The organism is Dyella sp. S184 (assembly GCF_009766065.1).
Lineage (GTDB): Bacteria > Pseudomonadota > Gammaproteobacteria > Xanthomonadales > Rhodanobacteraceae > Rhodanobacter.
The window spans coordinates 163,802-180,515 of record NZ_LMUE01000012.1 but is presented as its reverse complement, the minus strand read 5'-3'; the positions used below and the strand labels follow the sequence as shown (position 1 = coordinate 180,515).

Sequence of the window (16,714 nt, the reverse complement as noted above, 5' to 3'; positions counted from 1 at the left end):
GTCAGCGGCTAACGGCAGCGACTGCCGCGGCCACCGTATCGAGGTTTGCGCGATTCAGCGCCGCCACGCAGATGCGACCACTGTCGAGCGCGTAGATCGCGTACTCATCACGCAGCCGGTGCACCTGCGCCTTGCTCAGGCCCGAATAGGAGAACATCCCGGCCTGCTTGTTGATGAAGCTGAAATCCGGCGCACCGAGCGCAGCCAGCTTGTCGACAAAACCGGCACGCATCGCATGGATGCGCGAGCGCATCTCGCCCAGCTCCTGCTCCCAGCGCGCGCGCAGCTCGACACTGCCGAGCACGCCGGCGACCAGACTGGCGCCATGCGTGGACGGGCTGGAATAGTTCGCGCGAATGGTCTGCTTGATCTTCGACAGCAGCCGCGCCGCCTCGTCGCGATCGGCGCCGACCATCGACAGCGCGCCCACGCGCTCGCCGTAGAGCGAGAACGACTTGGAATACGAGTTGGCCACCACGAACGCCTCGATCCCTGACGCCTCGAGCAGACGCACGGCGAGGGCGTCCTGCTCGATGCCCTGGTCAAAACCCTGATAGGCCATGTCGATGAACGGCAGCAGCCGGCGCTCCTTCAGCAGTGCGATCACCTGCCGCCATTGCGCTGCATCCAGGTCCACGCCGGTCGGGTTGTGGCAACACGCGTGCAGCAACACCACGGTGCCCGGCTCCAGTTTGCCCAGATCCTCCAGCATGCCGGCGAAATCCAGGCCATGGCTGGCCGGATCGTAATAGCGGTACTCAAGCAGTTCGAAGCCAGCCGTGCGGAACACCACATGATGGTTGCCCCAGCTCGGGTTGCTGATCGCGATCTTCGCGCCGGCGCCGGCCACCTGCTTCAGCAGATCCGCCGCCACGCGCAATGCCGCGCTGCCGCCGATGGTCTGCGCGGTGGCTACCCGACCGGCAACCAGCAGCGGCGATTCGGCCCCGAACAGCAGCTGCTGGGTGAGCTGGTTGTACGCCGGCAGGCCGTCGATCGGCAGGTAGCCGCGCGGCTTGCCGGCCGCGACCAGCGCCTGTTCGACTTCGTGCACCGTCGGCAACAGCGGGATGCGGCCCTGCTCGTCGATGTAGATGCCCACGCCCAGATTGATCTTGCCCGGGCGCGGGTCGGCCAGGTAGGTCTCGGTCAAACCCAGGATCGGATCGCCCGGGGCCATTTCAACGGATACAAAGAAGGACACGGCGGTTACTCGACAGGTGATGTGGGGATGAAAAGGTTCAAGCTTGCGTGGCGGCGGTCTCATCCGCTGCGTCGACTGGCCACGGAGAAGACACACTCGACTGCGCGCCCAGCGCGGCAAAATCGAACAACATGCGATCGGCCAACTGCGAGGGTGACACATGGGCCAGCGCGCGGAAAATGTTCTCGCTGCGGCCGGGCTGAAGTTGCTCCCACTCGGCCAGCATGCGCTGCACCGCCTTGCGCTGCAGGTTGTCCTGCGAGCCGCACAGATTGCACGGGATGATCGGAAAATTTTCATTCAGCGCATAGGCGGCAATGTCACTTTCGCAGCAATACGCCAGCGGCCGGATCACCACGTGACGGCCGTCGTCCGAACGCAGCTTCGGTGGCATCGCCTTCAGCTGTGCCTGGAAGAACATGTTGAGGAAGAAGGTGGCAAGGATGTCGTCGCGATGGTGGCCGAGCGCGATCTTCGTGATGCCATTGGCTGCCGCCCAGCTGTACAGCGCACCACGACGCAGCCGCGAACACAGGCTGCACATGGTCTTGCCGGCCGGGATCACCCGCGTCACCGTGCTGTAGGTGTCCTGCTCGATGATATGGAACGGCACGCCGCGCGCGCTGAGATATTCCGGCAGCACGTGCTCGGGAAAGTCCGGCTGCTTCTGGTCCAGGTTCACCGCGATCAGCTCGAAGCGCACCGGCGCCTTCGCCTGCAGCTGCAGCAGCATGTCCAGCAAGGTGTAGGAGTCCTTGCCGCCGGACAGGCACACCATCACCCGGTCACCGTCCTCAATCATGCCGAAATCCATGATCGCCTGCCCCACCTGGTGGCGCAGGCGCCGGGCCAGCCTGTCGGCCTCGGCGGCTGGCGTGCGGGTATGGGCAGGATGGGCGGACATGATGGCCAAGCAGGTGGAGACGACCCCCATTGTAGCCGGCTGGCCGATCAACTTCCGGAGATGCCAAACGGCGCTAGACTAGGAGGGTTCTCCCTAGCCATCGCCGCCGCCATGCAGGTTCAGGATCACGCCGAAATCGTCCATCTGCTCGCCGAGCTGAGGATGGAGCATCGCGATCTCGATCTGGTGATCGAACAGCTGGCCACCGCGATCGGCCGCGACGAACTGCAGTTGACCCGGCTGAAGAAGCGCAAGCTGCTGCTGAAAGATCACATCGCGCGGCTCGAAAGCAAGCTGATTCCCGATCTCGACGCCTGAGCGTCATCTGCCTCTCCCGCCGGACTACCGATGAATCCCCTTACCCTGACCTGCCTGCAGGACGAATACGTCGTGCTGGAACCGCTGAGCCTCGATCACGTGGCCGCACTGGAAGCCGCCGCCGCCGATGGCGAACTATGGAACCTGTGGTTCACCAGTGCACCGGCACCGGGCCACGCGCGCGCCTATGTCGAAAAAGCACTGCAAGGTCATGCCGATGGCCTGATGCTGCCATTCGCCGTACGCGAGAAATCCAGCGGCGAAATCGTCGGCACCACCCGCTATTACGACTTCGTAGCCAAGTTGCCGCGCCTCGCGATCGGCTACACCTGGTACGCGAAACGCTGGCAGAAAAGCCACCTCAACACCGCGTGCAAACGGCTGCTGCTCAAGCACGCGTTCGAGACACTGGACTGCGTGGCGGTGGAGTTCCACACCGATCATCGCAATCTCGATTCGCAGCGCGCGATCGAGCGCCTCGGCGCACATCGCGACGGGCTGCTGCGTGCCCACAAGCGACGTCCCGATGGCACGCTGCGCGACACCGTCTGCTATTCCATTCTCGCCAGCGAATGGCCGGACGTTGATCGCTGGCTTGGCTTGCGACTGCAGCGCCTGAGCGGTGCACAGGCCACTACAGCAGGCGATTGACCAGCCGGTCGAGGCGGGTGCGGTTCAATCGCTTCAATTGCTTGCGCACCTCCGCGGGGTAGTGCCGCGGACTTTCCAGCGCGCGGTGGTCAGGCAACCTGGTGGCATGTCGTTTCAAGGCCGCCCATTCGGCCTGATGCTTTGCATGCAGCAAGCGCGCGGGGTCGCGCAGCAGCAGGCCATTTTCCAGATCCAGCGCCCACGCACGCGGGTTGAGGTTGTTGCCGGTGAGCACGGCCATGTCGTCATCGACGAACAGGCCTTTCAAGTGATAGCTGTTGTTGCCGTCGTGCCACAGATGCAGGTTGAGCTGGCCGCTGATCATCTGTTGACGATGCGCCCGCGCGAAACGCCGCAGATTGTTTTCGTACAAATACGGCAACAGCCCGATCGTCTTGAACGGCTGCCCCGGCGGAATATAGAAATCGTTCGCCGTCTTGTCGCCGACCATGATGTCGATCGTGCAGCCGCGCCGCAGCAACTGACCGAGCACGATACGCACCGGACGCGGCAGATTGAAATATGGTGTCAGCAGGATCACCCGCTCGCGTGTGCTGCGCAACAGCGCCAGCAGGATGTCGTTGAGCGCGTTGTCGCTGCGACCGAAACCGAGCAGCGGCGTCACCGCCACGTCAGCTGGCCCCGGCGCGTCGTGCGGCACTTCATAGTGGGCCTGCTGCAAGGCCTGGCGGAAGTCGCGGATCGGTGCCTGCAGCGTGCGCGTGGCGGGAACGTCCGGCACATTCAAGCGGCGCACCGCCTCGCTCCCGACGAAACAACGCTGCACGAAAGCTGCCATTGCATCGGCCAGTCCGCGATGCCGCAACAGATGGTAACGATCCAGCCGATAACGCCCATGCCGCTGCAGATAGACGTCATTGAGACTCGCGCCGCTATACAGCAACGCATCGTCGATCACGAAGCCCTTCAGGTGCAGCACGCCGAACAGCTCGCGGTTCTGCACCGGCACGCCGTAGATGTCGACGCCGGGCCCGAGCCGCGCGGCGTACTCGCGGTACATACCCGCATTGCCGGCACTTTTCTGCTTGCCGATCAGTCCGCGCTGCGCCCGATGCCAGTCGACGAACACCGAAATCTGCAGCGCCGGCTGCGTGGCCTTCGCCGCATACAACGCGTCCAGCACCTCGCGGCCGCCTTCGTCATCCTCCAGGTACAAGGTCACGATCACGATGCGCCGGGTGGCCTGCGCGATCTGCTGCAACAGCATGTGCCGGAACGCTGCCGGATCGGGCAGCACCTCGATCGCTGCGGCTGCTACGGCGAACGCCGGCAGCGCATCCAGCAACGCCTGCGCCTTGGGTCTACGCAGCGGCGAAAGAATGCGTCGCGCCAGGCGACGGGGCGTGGTCATCAACTTGTTCATGGGGGGCATGGCATCCGCAACATCCCCCATCATCGCAAACTGTTGCGGATGCGCCTACCTGAAGCCCATGACAGGCTCTTACATGCCGACGCGCGGCGACTTGTCAGCCGCCGCATGGTCCGTCTGGTGCGGGTGCACCTCGATCGTGGCGGTCATGCCGGCGGCGAGTACGGTATCCGGCGGCAAGTCGCTGGTATCGATCGCGATGTACACCGGCACGCGCTGGGCCAGACGCACCCAGTTGAAGGTGGGATTGACGTCGGCCAGCAGGTTGCTGCCGCTGGGGTTGTCCCGATCGCTGATGCCACGCGCGATGCCGGCAATAGTGCCCTTGAGGTGCACGCCACCGGCCATCAGACGGATGTCGACTGGATCGCCGATGTGCAACTGCGGCAGCTTGGTTTCCTCGAAGTAGCCATAGATGTAATAGCTGTGGCTGTCGATCAGCGCGAGACGCGGGCTACCGACTGCGGCATAGTCGCCGACGCGGACGTCGAGGTTGGTAACATAGCCATCCGTCGGCGCCAGCACTTTGGTGCGCGCGAGGTTGAGCCGGGCGGTATCCAGCGCCACCTGTGCCTGCTCCACCGCGGCCTGCGCTTGCTCGCGCGCGGCACTGGCCTGGCTGCCACTGGCCTGCGCCTGCTGCCAGCTGGCACGGGCGACCTCGGCGGCGGCGGCCGCGTCGGTGCGCGACTCCTTGGCGATCACATCGCTGAGCTGCTGGCGTCGTGCGGCCTGCTCCTGGCGCATCTCGAACTCGGTCTTGCGCGCGTTGGCCGCGGCTAGTGCGGCATTGATGTTGGCCCCGGCAGCACGCGCACTGGCCTCGGCGGCAGCAAGGTTCGCCTCAGCCTGCGCCATCGCGTACTTGTAGCGGTCCGGATCGATCGTGAACAACACATCGCCCTTGTGCACGGTCTGGTTGTCGACCACGGCCACCTTCGTCACCAGTCCAGACACATCCGGCGCGATGCGCACCACTTCCGCACGCACGCGGCCATCACGCGTCCACGGTGCGTACAGGTAGTGCTTCCATAGCGCATGACCAAGCAGCAGCGCGATGACGACCACCACGGCAGTGAACAGGAAGCGCAGCAATGACTGGGTTTTCATGAGATGACTCAATGGATCAGCAACAGTCCGGCGGCGCCGAACAGACAGACGAACACGGCAAACCGGAACAACGCCGGATGCCACACATGGCGATACAGACCGAGGCGACCCACCACCAGATCCAGCAGAACCATCAGCAACAGGCAACCGAGGAACACCGGCAGCAGTCCGGGCACGAGCACGCCATAGATGGCGACTTCATGTGGCATGGACGGACTCCGGCGAGGATGGCGGGATGTACATGGCGAACGGTGATTCGTCATCGCGCAACGCACTGTGCAGTTGATACAGATATTGGCGCACCGCCGGCACGGCAGCCGTGGCGATGATCGCCTCGCGCACCGCAGCATCGGCGTCATGCCATCGCACTGCATCAGGCTGGTGATACAGCCGTCCCACGGCCTGCACCGCCGCGGTCGCGGCAGCGCGCGCGGCCGGAGCAAGGTCGTGGCTGTCGGCCAACTCCCGACGCAACTCCAATACCGCGCGACCACTCTCCTGCACCGCCAGCCCCCACGCCAACAGGCTGCGCGATTCGTCACTGCCTGGCCGCGTATGCGTCACCACCTGCTGGAACAGGTCGCGGCTGAGGCTCTCGAAACGCCACGCCAACCCGTCCAGAGGCGCATTCGCCACCAGCGCCACCAGTTCACGCATCCGGCGCACCTGGCGCGCACGCTGCCAGGCGCTGCCGATCACTGTCGGTACGAACACGAAGGCGAGGCCGGCCAAGACGATACCGGCGACCTGCGCGATCGCGTCGTTGAAGGCATGTGTCGGGTCATACACCATCGGATTCTTCAGCGCGAGGATGTAGACAAAGCCCAGCGAGTAGCCGGCGCCGACACCCGGCAGCGTGTCACGCGTAGTCAGGTATGGCCCGATCAGCAGGAATGCCGCGCTGGCGGCGATCAGCGCGGCGAAGTCGTCACTTCCCGGCAGCAACCCGTACACCACGACGAACGCGGCCAGCATGCCGGCTACATAGCCGAACAAGGTGTGCGTGGCGGCGCTGATCGGATTCGGCGAAGCCGCCAGCAGGCCGCTGAAGATCGTTGCCAGCAGCATCGCGCTGGCACCATACGCCCAGCCGCTGGCGAGCCAGAACATGCTGAGTACGCCCATGGTGAGGAACGTGCGCAATACCGCAATCGCCGCGCCGGCGATGTCGTTGGCGCGGCGAAAGTGCACCCGCTCCACCGTGCCGCGCGCCTGCTTTCCACGCAGCGACACTTCCAGCGCAGAAAAATCACGCAACTCGGTGGCAAAGCGCTGCAACAGGGCGGCGCCGGTGTCGAATTCCAGCAGCACCGCCGGCTCGACCAGCGATGCGCGCGAGGCCGCGACTTGCGCCGGCAACTGCGCCACGCATTCCGCCAAGCGTGCCGCGAGTACTGCTGGATCGTGCTGCTGTACGGGTTCGGGCGACAAGGCGACACCGATCGGCCGATACAGCGTGATCAAGGTATTGGCGACCGCCGGGTTGCCACCGCGTTGCAGCCGATTGATCAGGTGGTGCAGCGACTGGAAGCTGGTGCCGGCGGCCATGTAGCGCTGATTGAGGAGCCGCATGCGCGTGCTCCGCACGTTCGCCTCCGGATCCTCGAAGATCACCGACGCGCGCATGTCCTCCAAGTGCACGGCAGTACGCACCGAAGCCAAGTGCACCTGCTCCATCTGCGCGCGTGGAATCAGGCCGCCGGTGCTACCCCGCACGAAGTCGGTGAACTTCGCGAACTGCTCGCGCGCGCCCTGGCGCAGCACCATGCGCAGCCGCTGTGGCAAAACCAGGTCACTGACGACCGCAGCCACCAGCAGGCCGAGCAGCACCTCGCTCACGCGCATCACGGCCGAGTCGAACACGTTGAGCGGATTATTTATCGCCGGCAACGTGACGATCGCGGCGGTGTAACCGGCCAGCACGAAACCGTAGGACATGAAGTTGCGATACAGCGTAGCGCCGCCGGCACATAGCCCTACCCACAGCGACAGGCTCAGCAGGAACAGCTCGCGCTGTTGCGGGAACACTGACATCAGCGCCAATCCGAACAGACTGCCGGCCAGCGTGCCGATCGCACGATAGAAGCTCTTCGCCAGCACCATGCCGCTGTGCGGATTCATCACGATTGTCACCGTGATCATGGTGGTCGCCGGCTGTTCCAGCTGCAGCCACATCGCCAGCCACGCGGCGGTGTAGATCGCCAGCAGCGACTTGCCCACGAAGATCCACGCGCGCCGCTCACCGGCAAGAAACTCGGCCAGCCACGGCCAGCGCGACATGGCCGGCACGGAATCGATGGCGGGGACAGTCGACATCGCTCAGGCCAGCTCGAGTTGACCCAGGAATTTCTTCAGCAGCTTTTCCAGCTGCAGCATTTCGCGCGGCTGCAGACCGGCGGTCTGGCGCTCCAGCAAGGTACAGATGTCGGGCAGAAAGCTCTCGATCATCGCAATGCCTGCCTTGCTCAAGGTGAGTGCGATCTTGCGACGATCTTCGTCGCTGGCGGTGCGTTCGATCAACCCCTTGTCGCACAGCTCGTTAGTCAGCCGGGTGATGTTGGCGGATTTCTCCCCCGCCGCCTCCGCCAGCTGTGACGGGTTCAGCGTATACCTCTCGGTGCCGTACAGCATCATCAGCAAGTTGTATTCCGGATGATTGATGCCCCATGGCTTGAGCAGCGCATTGGCATCGTCATGCACTCGCTTGTAGATGTGCTTGATCAAGCGCACCAGCACGGCCGGCTCACGCGGAAACGCGGGATGCTGCCGGCAAGTGATCTGCAGGCGCTGTTCGGTAGGAAGGAAGCTGCTCATGGCCTTGGCCTGATCCGCGATCATTTAATACATAAATGTAATATCTATATGTGAATCTTATCCGCGTCGCATGAAATCGGCAATATCCGATGCAAGGGATCGCGGGCACGGTTCTCGATCGCCGTCTGTTGGATGCCCTGATCCAGAGAGAGGAGTACGGTTTACGGCAATATGCCCCATTGCCCCGTAGCGTCGACGCACGCTGCTAGCGTCAATACAACCCCGGAGTGTTGTCATGGCAAAGAAGAAAGTGGCGGACATCATCGTCGACGTACTCGAAAAGGCCGGCGTGAAGCGTTGCTACGGCGTGGTCGGTGACACCTTGAACCACGTCACCGACGCGATCCGCCGCAGCGGGATCGACTGGGTGCATATGCGGCATGAGGAAGCCGGTGCGTTCGCGGCCGGCGGCGAGGCCTATATGACCGGCACACTCACCGCCTGTGCGGGCAGTTGCGGGCCGGGCAGCCTGCATTTCATCAACGGCATCTACGAATCGAACCGCAACCGTGCGCCGCTGGTGCTGATCGCGAGCCAGGTGGCGACCAACGAACTCGGCATCGACTTTCCACAGGAAGTCGAATTCAAACCGATCTACAGTCATTGCAGTGTGTTCTGCGAGGTGCTGATCAATCCAACTGAAGCACGCCGGCTCGCCACGCTGGCAGCGCAGACCGCCCTCAACAAACGCGGCGTCGCCGTGCTGATCGTGCCCGGCGATATCTCGGCGCTGGAAGTGGAGGACGGTCTGGCCTATGCAGTACATGTGCCGACGCCGGTGACGCGCCCCGCGGATGCCGAACTGGACCGCATCGCCGCGCTGATCAACGAAGGTGGCCGTATTGCGGTCTATGCCGGCGCCGGTTGTGAAGATGCCCATGACCAGGTCGTGCGTTTCTGCGACACCGTGAAGGCACCGATGGCCCACACCTCGCGGGCGAAGGATTATCTGGAGCCGGACAACCCGTTCAATGTCGGCATGACCGGTGTGTTCGGTTCGAAGGCCGGCTTCCACACCGTGACGAGCTGCGACACGCTGATCCTGCTGGGCTGCGACTTCGCGTGGCGGCAGTTCTATCCGAAAGATGCACGCGTGATCCAGATCGATATCGACGCGACCCATCTGGGCCGGCGCCACCCGGTCGAGATCGGCGCGGTCGGCGACATCGCTGCGACCCTGGACGCGCTGCAGTCGCGCCTGAATCCACGCGCGGAGCACGCTTACCTGGACGAATGTCTGGCACTGTTCCGTGAGGCGTTGGCGGATCTTGAGCATCAGGCCAGGCCGGGCGGCGATGGCCTGATCCATCCGCAGCAGCTGGCATCGCTGCTGGATCAGCACGCGACCGACGATGCGATCTTTGTCGCCGATGGCGGCAGCCCGATGGTCTGGCTGTTGCGGCATATCCGCGTCAATGGAAAACGCCGCACTCTCACCAGCCTGCTGCACGGAACCATGGCCAACGCGATGCCACAGGCGCTGGGCATCCAGAAGGCGCTGCCCGAGCGGCAGGTGATCGCGCTGTCGGGCGATGGCGGTATTGCGATGCTGCTGGGTGACTTGCTGACGGCGATCCAGGAGAAGATCCCGCTCAAGATCGTCGTGTTCAACAACGGCACGCTCGGCTTCGTCGAACTGGAAATGAAGGTCGAGGGCCTGCTCAATGCGTTTACCGATCTGCAGAATCCCGACTTCGGCAAACTGGCGGAAATCATTGGCTTCCGCGGCTGGACCGTCGACCACAACGAAAAGCTGGAGCCGGCCATCCTCGAGTTCCTCGCGCATCCCGGTCCGGCGTTGCTTGATGTGCACGTCAATCGCACGGAGTTGGTGATGCCGCCGCGTATCGAGCCGGGCATGGTGCTTGGGACCGTGCTGTATGGCGCCAAGGCTGTGCTCAGCGGCCGTGCGCATGACGTGATCGACTTGATTGAATCGAACTTCCTCAAGTGAAATCGTTGCCTGCCCCTCACTCAGGCTCGCAAATGGATCTGGTTCACTCACCTCAGCTTTCGTGGTGCGTACTTCAAACCAAGGAGAATAGTCATGCGATACACACTCTTCGAGAACCGCAAGGACGAACTGATCCTGATTGCCCGGGTGTTGCTCATGGTTCTGTTCGTGATCTTCGGCTGGAGCAAGCTCACGGGTTTCTCCGGTACGGTCGGCTATATGGCCGCACAGGGAGTGCCGCTTCCTGAGGTATCAGCCGTCATCGCGGTCGTCGCGGAATTCTTCCTCGGCATTGCCATCGTGATCGGTTTCTATACGCGGCCAGTGGCACTCCTACTCGCTGTCTATACCCTGGCCACCGCCATGATCGGACATCACTACTGGACGATGGTCGACGCCGCGCGCATGGAAAACATGATCAACTTCTACAAGAACGTGAGCATCGTGGGCGGCCTGCTGTTGCTGTCGGTCACTGGAGCAGGGAAGTATTCCATCGATCGGAGATAGATAGCCGCTGGTCGCCACGACGTGGATGCTTACGAAAAAGGCGCCCCAAGGGCGCCTTTTTCCATCCCGAACCCGTGGCTTGGCTCAGCCGCTGTGTACCGGGAAGGTTTGCGTGTCGCCGGGCGCGGCGTTGGGATTGGGATTGACCGGCGCATTCGGCGAGTGCATCGGGTTGATCTGGCGCGAGCCGCACTGATACGCGCCCCACGGCTGCGAACCATCGGCTGGGTCGGCCAATGGCTTGATTGTATCGGCGTGCATCTGCGCCGCCTGATTGCGCGCCAGTACTTCCAGCTCGTCGCGCACGGTGATGTTGTTGCGATCGACCGGACCGACGTGGTCCATCACCGAGACGGTGACCTTGCCCAGATCGCGGCAACCGGAGACATCGCCATTCCACGCGGTGTGGACGTTCCTGGCGGCATCGTCCAGGGTGATGCCCCAGGCGCATGCACCGAGCAACAGGACGGGAACGAGCAACAACAGGGTTTTACGCATGGATGGCTCCGCAGCAGTAACTGGAAAGGGGCGTTTGGGGGAAACGAACTAGACCGTGCCAACTCGCCTCCATCCTAACGCGAGGACGCCAGCGCGTCCCCCAACGAATCCGAAACGCCGATCACCGTGAGCTGCTGATCGCAATCCCAATCACCCCGGCGCCTCTCATCCAACTGTCCGGGTCGTGCCCGTCCGGTTGTCCGCGGACAGTCAAAATCGCCATGTGCACGCACATCTATTGCTTATATATCAACATCTTATATTTAATATCGCCCTTGGCATGGCACTTGCTCCGATATGGCTACAGGAACCCACCCCTTCATCGGAGACATGATCATGAAATTCGAAACCTTTATGTTGCGCACTCTCTTCGTTGCCTGCATGGCCGTTTGCTCACTGGTCATGGGCGCCATGGTGACTGCCACCCCACCGGCCGTGCAGCTAGCCAGCAGCCGCAGCGTCAGCTCCATCCTGCCGACCGCGCCGACTGCCTGCGCGCTACCGGCGGATGGCGTGGTCTGCCCGCGACTGAATGGTTGAGCACGCAACGCAAATTACCGCCGGAGTGCGCGGGCACGCGATAATGACCGGATGCTGCATGTCATCCTGTTCCGCCCTGAGATCCCGCCGAATACCGGCAACGTGATTCGCCTTTGTGCGAATACCGGCGCCGCGCTGCACCTGATCCGACCGCTCGGTTTCGAGCTCGACGATGCACGGTTGCGCCGCGCCGGCCTGGACTACCACGAGTACGCCCGCGTCACGGTGCATGACGACCTGGCCGGTTGCCTCGCTTTGATCGGCGCGCCACGCGTATTCGCCTTCACCACCCGCGGTCGGGTCGCCCATGTCGATGCACAATTTGCCGACGATGATGCACTGCTGTTCGGGTGCGAGACTGCGGGCTTGCCGGCGGAGGTGCTGGAAACGATCCCCACCGAACAACGCCTGCGCCTGCCGATGCGCCCGGACAGCCGCAGCCTGAACCTGTCGAACACGGTCGCCGTAGCGGTGTACGAGGCCTGGCGCCAGCTCGGCTTCCCTGGCGCCGCGAACGTCTAACCCCGGCGGCCGGCTACAATCGCCGGATGAATGCCGCCACTCCCAACTCCTGGTTGCCGCAACCACTGCGCAAACTCGCCGGCCGCGCGCTGGAAACCGCGCTGAACCACACCTTGTCGCTGGATCCGGACACGCAGCAGCGGCTGGCCGCGCTGAACGGCCGCAGCGTGCAACTGCATCTGCGCGGACCGGAAATCGCACTGGCAGTGACCGTTGAAGACGCCCGTCTGCACGTCGGGCCGCCGCAAGACGATAGCCAGCTGCGCGTCGCCGCCACCCCGGGCAGCCTGCTGGCGATGATGTTCCGCCGCGACGACGACGGCATCGCACCGGGCAAGGTGGAGATCGCCGGTGACGCCGAGCTGGCACGCCGGTTGGAAAAACTCGCCAGCAAGTTCGCCCCGGATTTCGAGGAGGCGTTCGCCCGCACATTCGGCGACGTGCTCGGCGTGCCGCTGGCGAAGGCCGTGCGCAAAGGTCTCGCTCACGCCCGCGAAACCGCGACACATCTCACCGAAGACAGCGCCGACTGGCTTCGCGATGAAGCACGCATCGCGCTGGCGCCGGGCGAAGTCGAGGGCTTCCTCGATGGCGTAGACCACCTGCGCGAACGCAGCGAGCGGCTGGAGTCGCGCGTACAACGATTGATTCAACGCCTGCAAGGCAACGCCGCGTGACGCCGCTAAAGGTGGTGCCACGGCTGCTGCGGGTCGCCTCGGTCCTGCTGGCGTACCGCCTCGACGAACTGGTCGACGCTGCGCATCTGTACCGTCCGTTGAAACTGCTGCGGCCGCTGCTGACGCGGCCGCGCGCGAACGTGGCGCAGCTGTCGCGCGGCGAACGACTGCGGCTGGCGCTGCTGACGCGGCCGCGCGCGAACGTGGCGCAGCTGTCGCGCGGCGAACGACTGCGGCTGGCGCTGACCGAACTGGGGCCGATCTTCGTCAAGGCCGGCCAGGTGCTGTCGACCCGACGCGACCTGATACCGGCCGACATCGCCGACGAATTGTCGTTGCTGCAGGATCAGGTCGCGCCGTTCCCCGGCAGCGAAGCGCGCGCGATCGTCGAGCGCGAACTGAAATCGCCGGTTGGCCAGCTGTACGCCCGGTTCGACGAAACGCCGCTGGCCTCCGCCTCGATCGCCCAAGTGCACGCGGCCACGCTGCACGACGGTCGCGAGGTCGTGGTGAAAGTGCTGCGCCCCGGCATCGATGCGCAGATCGCGCGCGACGTGAAACTGCTGCACTCGCTCGGCGAGCTGGCCCAGCGCTGGCATCCGAACGCCGACAAGATCCGCCCGCTCGACGTGGTGGCCGAAGTCGAGAAGATGCTGGAGAACGAGCTGGACCTGCAGCGCGAAGGCGCCAGCGCCAGTCTGCTCAAGCGCAACTTCGACAGCGGCGTGGATCTGTACGTGCCAGCGGTGCACTGGGAACTGACCGCGCAGCGCGTGCTGACGCTGGAGCGCGTGCACGGCATCAGCAGCGACGACATCGCCGCGATCGACGCCGCCGGCCTCGACCGCAAGGCACTCGCCGCGAAAGGCGTGCGCGTGTTCTACGAGCAGGTGTTCCGCGACAACTTCTTCCACGCCGATGCCCACCCCGGCAATATCTGGGTCGACCCGACGCGCACCGGCGAGCCGCGTTTCATCGCGCTGGATTTCGGCATCATGGGTTCGCTGCCGGAGGCCGACCAGTACTGGCTTGCGCAGAACTTCATCGCCCTGTTCGAACGCGACTACGCGCGCATCGCGCAGCTGCATGTCGCCGCCGGCTGGATGCCAGCTGACGTGCGAATGGACGAACTGGAAGCGGCGGTTCGCACCGTGTGCGAGCCGTACTTCACCCGCCCTCTGTCGCAGATCTCGCTGGCCGAGCTGGTGGTGAAGCTGTTCCAGACCGCGCGCCGCTTCGAGCTGACGTTGCAGCCACAGCTGATCCTGCTGCAGAAGACCCTGCTCAACATCGAAGGCGTCGGCCGCATGCTCGATCCGGAGATCGACATCTGGGCGGTGGCACATCCCGTGCTGAAGCGCATCCTGCGCGAACGCTACAGTCCGCTGCGCACCTTGCGCGATGTGCGCAAGCGGCTACCTGAGTGGCTGCACATCGCCCCGCAACTCCCGGAACTCGTGCGCGATGCCTTGCGTCAGATCGGCCGCGGTGAACAACGCAGCGTGAGCGATCCCATGGCGCTGAAGCTGACCCTGGATAACGCAAAACGCCAGCACAAACTGCTCGCCTGCAGCTTCCTCGGCGCAGCACTACTGATCGCCGCCGCGCTGTTGTGGACGCTCACTCCCCAGCATGACGTGTGGTCACCGCTGCTCGTCGCTGTTGCCGGGCTGCTCTCCTTCGCCATCGGCTGGCCGCGCCGCTGATCACGGCCATATAGGAGCCCGCTGGCGGGCGATACTCTTGCGCGATCCATCGCCCGCCAGCGGGCTCCTACATGAACAACACACATGCTTGAAATTCTCTACCAGGACGACGCGCTGATCGCGGTGAACAAGCCGGCGAATCTCGCCGTGCATCGCTCGAAGATGGTCGGCAACGCCGAGGAATTCCTGATCGACCAGATGCGGGAGCAGATTGGCGACAGTGTGTATCTGGCGCACCGGCTCGATCGTGCCACCAGCGGCGTGCTGCTGATCGCGCGCAGCAAGAACGTCGCCGCCACGCTCGGCGAACAGTTCATGGGCCGCTCGGTACACAAGCAGTATCTGGTGGTGGTACGTGGCTGGCCCGACCCGCTGGAAGGCGTGATCGACTATCCGCTGCCCGGCTCGCGCGAAACCGGGCCGCGGCGCGAAGCACGCACGCAGTACCAACGACTGGCCACGATCGAAGTACCGATCGAGCTGGGCCGCTATCCGCAGCAGCGTTATGCGCTGGTGCTGGCCGAGCCGGAAAGCGGCCGCTTCCGGCAGATCCGCAAGCATCTGGCGCACATCCATCACCCGGTAATCGGCGACTGCCAGCACGGTCGCGGCGATCATAACCGGCTATACAAACAGCACTTCGGCTGTCATCGGATGCTGCTGCATGCGTTGCGGCTGCGTTTCTCGCATCCACTCAGCGGTCAGGCGATGCAAATCGAGGCGCCGCTCGACCAGGAGTACACCGCACTGCTTGAGCGTTTCGGCTGGATATTGCCAGGAGTCAGTGAAGAGGCGTGAGCGAAAGCAGGGGCGGGACGCGCGGCCGTTTTCTCTCACCTCTCACTCCTCGCTTCACCTACTCACTTCTAGCCCTCTACACTCCCTGCATGTTGATCGTCAGCCCCAGCATCACCCTGCCCGAATCCGAACTGTTCGAGCGCTTCCTGCGCGCGGACGGCCCCGGCGGGCAGCATGTGAACCGCACCGAGAGCGCGGTGGAGCTGCGCTTCGACGTGATCAACTCGCCGTCGCTGCCGGAAGAAATCCGCACTCGCCTGCTGGCGCGGCGCGATCGCCGGTTGACCAGCGAAGGCGTGCTGGTCATCCAGGCACGCCGATTCCGCGACCAGGCGCGCAACCGCGACGACGTGCGCGAACGCCTGGTCGAGATCATCCGCGGCGTCCTGATGCCGCCGAAGAAACGCGTTGCCACCAAACCTACGCGCGCCTCGAAAGAGCGCCGCCTGGTCGGCAAGCAACAGCGTGGCAAGATCAAGCAGGCCCGTTCGCGCAAACCGGATCTCGAATGAAGGGATATCTGCCAACACCGGCGCAACTGCCATCGCAGATGCCGCATCTGCACAATGGACTACAGCGCCGGGCCTGCCGCGCCGTGCTGCGCGTGGCCGGCTGGCGACTGGCCGGCGAGTTCCCCGACGTCCCCCGGCTGGTGCTGATCGCCGCCCCGCATTCGTCATGGTGGGACGGCGTCTGGGGCCTGCTGATCAAAGTGGCGATCGGCGCCGACGTGCATTTCATGGCCAAGCAGGAGCTGTTCCACGGACCGCTCGGTGGCTTGCTGCGCCGGCTCGGCGGCATGGCCATCGATCGCGGCGCCACCAAGGGCATCGTCGAGCAGATGATCGACCAGTTCCGCCAGCGCGAAAAACTCTGGCTTGGCATTGCACCGGAAGGCACGCGCAAACCAGTCGTGCGCTGGAAGAGCGGCTTCTGGCACATCGCCCATGACGCCGGCGTGCCGATTTTCCCTGTGGCGTTCCATTATCCCGACAAGACCATCCAGCTCGGTACGCTGTTTCCGACCAGCGACGATATGGAAGCGGACATCGCCCGTCTGCGCGCGTTCTACGCGCCGTTCAAGGGCAAGCACCGCAACGTTTGAACCGTCTTCATCGGCA

The 16,714-nt window shown here is 64.1% G+C and carries 19 protein-coding genes; 11 read left to right on the top strand and 8 right to left on the bottom strand.

The window, feature by feature from the left end; translation table 11 throughout:
- Position 1 precedes the first annotated feature (1 nt).
- Together GSQ75_RS16545 and ttcA are read right to left on the bottom strand one after the other, a co-directional pair.
- Positions 2–1,204 carry an amino acid aminotransferase gene (locus GSQ75_RS16545; protein WP_158755982.1) on the bottom strand — a complete coding sequence of 401 codons (1,203 nt, stop codon included), beginning with the start codon at positions 1,202–1,204 and terminating at the stop codon, positions 2–4.
- 37 nt (positions 1,205–1,241) lie between these two features.
- Positions 1,242–2,108, bottom strand: coding sequence for a tRNA 2-thiocytidine(32) synthetase TtcA (gene ttcA, locus GSQ75_RS16540; protein WP_158755981.1), 867 nt, complete (start codon positions 2,106–2,108; stop codon positions 1,242–1,244).
- Positions 2,109–2,219: 111 nt separating this feature from the next.
- Between ttcA and GSQ75_RS16535 the strand changes: the two genes are divergently transcribed.
- Complete coding sequence (locus GSQ75_RS16535) at positions 2,220–2,426, top strand: DUF465 domain-containing protein (RefSeq protein ID WP_158756170.1); 207 nt, start codon at positions 2,220–2,222, stop codon at positions 2,424–2,426.
- A 30-nt stretch (positions 2,427–2,456) separates the two neighbouring features.
- Positions 2,457–3,077, top strand: coding sequence for a GNAT family protein (locus GSQ75_RS16530; RefSeq protein WP_158755980.1), 621 nt, complete (start codon positions 2,457–2,459; stop codon positions 3,075–3,077).
- Here the strand turns inward: GSQ75_RS16530 and pssA are convergent.
- From pssA to GSQ75_RS16505, 5 genes are all read right to left on the bottom strand, one after another.
- On the bottom strand, positions 3,061–4,461 hold the full coding sequence (gene pssA, locus GSQ75_RS16525) for a CDP-diacylglycerol--serine O-phosphatidyltransferase (RefSeq protein ID WP_158755979.1): 1,401 nt from the start codon (positions 4,459–4,461) through the stop codon (positions 3,061–3,063). The genes GSQ75_RS16530 and pssA overlap by 17 nt on opposite strands.
- Before the next feature lie 78 nt (positions 4,462–4,539).
- Complete coding sequence (locus GSQ75_RS16520) at positions 4,540–5,577, bottom strand: HlyD family secretion protein (protein WP_158755978.1); 1,038 nt, start codon at positions 5,575–5,577, stop codon at positions 4,540–4,542.
- An 8-nt stretch (positions 5,578–5,585) separates the two neighbouring features.
- Positions 5,586–5,786 (bottom strand): DUF1656 domain-containing protein, encoded by a 201-nt coding sequence (locus GSQ75_RS16515; RefSeq protein WP_158755977.1) that lies wholly within the window; start codon positions 5,784–5,786, stop codon positions 5,586–5,588.
- On the bottom strand, positions 5,776–7,893 hold the full coding sequence (locus GSQ75_RS16510) for an FUSC family protein (RefSeq protein ID WP_158755976.1): 2,118 nt from the start codon (positions 7,891–7,893) through the stop codon (positions 5,776–5,778). The genes GSQ75_RS16515 and GSQ75_RS16510 overlap by 11 nt, the downstream gene beginning before the upstream one ends.
- 3 nt (positions 7,894–7,896) lie before the next feature.
- Positions 7,897–8,391 (bottom strand): MarR family transcriptional regulator, encoded by a 495-nt coding sequence (locus tag GSQ75_RS16505; protein ID WP_158755975.1) that lies wholly within the window; start codon positions 8,389–8,391, stop codon positions 7,897–7,899.
- Positions 8,392–8,626: 235 nt separating this feature from the next.
- Between GSQ75_RS16505 and GSQ75_RS16500 the strand changes: the two genes are divergently transcribed.
- Together GSQ75_RS16500 and GSQ75_RS16495 are read left to right on the top strand one after the other, a co-directional pair.
- Positions 8,627–10,345, top strand: a complete 1,719-nt coding sequence (locus tag GSQ75_RS16500) for a thiamine pyrophosphate-dependent enzyme (RefSeq protein WP_158755974.1) — start codon at positions 8,627–8,629, stop codon at positions 10,343–10,345.
- A gap of 93 nt (positions 10,346–10,438) precedes the next feature.
- The gene (locus GSQ75_RS16495; RefSeq protein WP_158755973.1) at positions 10,439–10,852 is read left to right on the top strand and encodes a DoxX family protein; all 414 of its coding nucleotides are present in this window, start codon (positions 10,439–10,441) and stop codon (positions 10,850–10,852) included.
- A gap of 84 nt (positions 10,853–10,936) precedes the next feature.
- Here GSQ75_RS16495 and GSQ75_RS16490 read toward each other — a convergent pair whose 3' ends face one another.
- A complete protein-coding gene (locus GSQ75_RS16490; RefSeq protein WP_158755972.1) occupies positions 10,937–11,350 on the bottom strand; it encodes a DUF4156 domain-containing protein in 414 nt (137 codons plus the stop codon).
- Between the two features lie 336 nt (positions 11,351–11,686).
- Here GSQ75_RS16490 and GSQ75_RS16485 point away from each other — a divergent pair, with 336 nt between their 5' ends.
- The 7 genes from GSQ75_RS16485 (at position 11,687) to GSQ75_RS16455 (ending at position 16,698) form a co-directional block, all read left to right on the top strand.
- Positions 11,687–11,890, top strand: a complete 204-nt coding sequence (locus tag GSQ75_RS16485; RefSeq protein ID WP_158755971.1) for a hypothetical protein — start codon at positions 11,687–11,689, stop codon at positions 11,888–11,890.
- A 51-nt stretch (positions 11,891–11,941) separates the two neighbouring features.
- The gene (gene trmL / locus GSQ75_RS16480; protein ID WP_158755970.1) at positions 11,942–12,412 is read left to right on the top strand and encodes a tRNA (uridine(34)/cytosine(34)/5-carboxymethylaminomethyluridine(34)-2'-O)-methyltransferase TrmL; all 471 of its coding nucleotides are present in this window, start codon (positions 11,942–11,944) and stop codon (positions 12,410–12,412) included.
- Positions 12,413–12,438: 26 nt separating this feature from the next.
- A complete protein-coding gene (locus GSQ75_RS16475; RefSeq protein ID WP_158755969.1) occupies positions 12,439–13,089 on the top strand; it encodes an SCP2 sterol-binding domain-containing protein in 651 nt (216 codons plus the stop codon).
- Positions 13,086–14,795, top strand: a complete 1,710-nt coding sequence (ubiB, locus tag GSQ75_RS16470) for a ubiquinone biosynthesis regulatory protein kinase UbiB (protein ID WP_158755968.1) — start codon at positions 13,086–13,088, stop codon at positions 14,793–14,795. The genes GSQ75_RS16475 and ubiB overlap by 4 nt, the downstream gene beginning before the upstream one ends.
- A gap of 84 nt (positions 14,796–14,879) precedes the next feature.
- Positions 14,880–15,593 carry a pseudouridine synthase gene (locus GSQ75_RS16465; RefSeq protein ID WP_158755967.1) on the top strand — a complete coding sequence of 238 codons (714 nt, stop codon included), beginning with the start codon at positions 14,880–14,882 and terminating at the stop codon, positions 15,591–15,593.
- Positions 15,594–15,682: 89 nt separating this feature from the next.
- Positions 15,683–16,105 (top strand): alternative ribosome rescue aminoacyl-tRNA hydrolase ArfB, encoded by a 423-nt coding sequence (gene arfB, locus GSQ75_RS16460; protein WP_158755966.1) that lies wholly within the window; start codon positions 15,683–15,685, stop codon positions 16,103–16,105.
- Positions 16,102–16,698: a 1-acyl-sn-glycerol-3-phosphate acyltransferase gene (locus GSQ75_RS16455; protein ID WP_158755965.1), complete on the top strand. Its 597-nt coding sequence runs from the start codon at positions 16,102–16,104 to the stop codon at positions 16,696–16,698. Before arfB ends, GSQ75_RS16455 begins: the two co-directional genes overlap by 4 nt.
- Positions 16,699–16,714: the final 16 nt, after the last annotated feature.

Excerpts from the sequence above, each read along its gene's own strand:
- GSQ75_RS16520 (WP_158755978.1), bottom strand. The coding sequence starts at position 5,577 with ATGAAAACCCAGTCATTGCTGCGCTTCCTGTTCACTGCCGTGGTGGTC.
- GSQ75_RS16465 (WP_158755967.1), top strand. The coding sequence starts at position 14,880 with ATGCTTGAAATTCTCTACCAGGACGACGCGCTGATCGCGGTGAACAAG.
- trmL (WP_158755970.1), top strand. The coding sequence starts at position 11,942 with ATGCTGCATGTCATCCTGTTCCGCCCTGAGATCCCGCCGAATACCGGC.
- pssA (WP_158755979.1), bottom strand. The coding sequence starts at position 4,461 with ATGAACAAGTTGATGACCACGCCCCGTCGCCTGGCGCGACGCATTCTT.
- GSQ75_RS16485 (WP_158755971.1), top strand. The coding sequence starts at position 11,687 with ATGAAATTCGAAACCTTTATGTTGCGCACTCTCTTCGTTGCCTGCATG.
- GSQ75_RS16475 (WP_158755969.1), top strand. The coding sequence starts at position 12,439 with ATGAATGCCGCCACTCCCAACTCCTGGTTGCCGCAACCACTGCGCAAA.
- GSQ75_RS16455 (WP_158755965.1), top strand. The coding sequence starts at position 16,102 with ATGAAGGGATATCTGCCAACACCGGCGCAACTGCCATCGCAGATGCCG.
- GSQ75_RS16530 (WP_158755980.1), top strand. The coding sequence starts at position 2,457 with ATGAATCCCCTTACCCTGACCTGCCTGCAGGACGAATACGTCGTGCTG.
- GSQ75_RS16490 (WP_158755972.1), bottom strand. The coding sequence starts at position 11,350 with ATGCGTAAAACCCTGTTGTTGCTCGTTCCCGTCCTGTTGCTCGGTGCA.
- GSQ75_RS16510 (WP_158755976.1), bottom strand. The coding sequence starts at position 7,893 with ATGTCGACTGTCCCCGCCATCGATTCCGTGCCGGCCATGTCGCGCTGG.
- GSQ75_RS16505 (WP_158755975.1), bottom strand. The coding sequence starts at position 8,391 with ATGAGCAGCTTCCTTCCTACCGAACAGCGCCTGCAGATCACTTGCCGG.
- ttcA (WP_158755981.1), bottom strand. The coding sequence starts at position 2,108 with ATGTCCGCCCATCCTGCCCATACCCGCACGCCAGCCGCCGAGGCCGAC.
- arfB (WP_158755966.1), top strand. The coding sequence starts at position 15,683 with ATGTTGATCGTCAGCCCCAGCATCACCCTGCCCGAATCCGAACTGTTC.
- GSQ75_RS16495 (WP_158755973.1), top strand. The coding sequence starts at position 10,439 with ATGCGATACACACTCTTCGAGAACCGCAAGGACGAACTGATCCTGATT.
- GSQ75_RS16500 (WP_158755974.1), top strand. The coding sequence starts at position 8,627 with ATGGCAAAGAAGAAAGTGGCGGACATCATCGTCGACGTACTCGAAAAG.
- GSQ75_RS16535 (WP_158756170.1), top strand. The coding sequence starts at position 2,220 with ATGCAGGTTCAGGATCACGCCGAAATCGTCCATCTGCTCGCCGAGCTG.
- GSQ75_RS16515 (WP_158755977.1), bottom strand. The coding sequence starts at position 5,786 with ATGCCACATGAAGTCGCCATCTATGGCGTGCTCGTGCCCGGACTGCTG.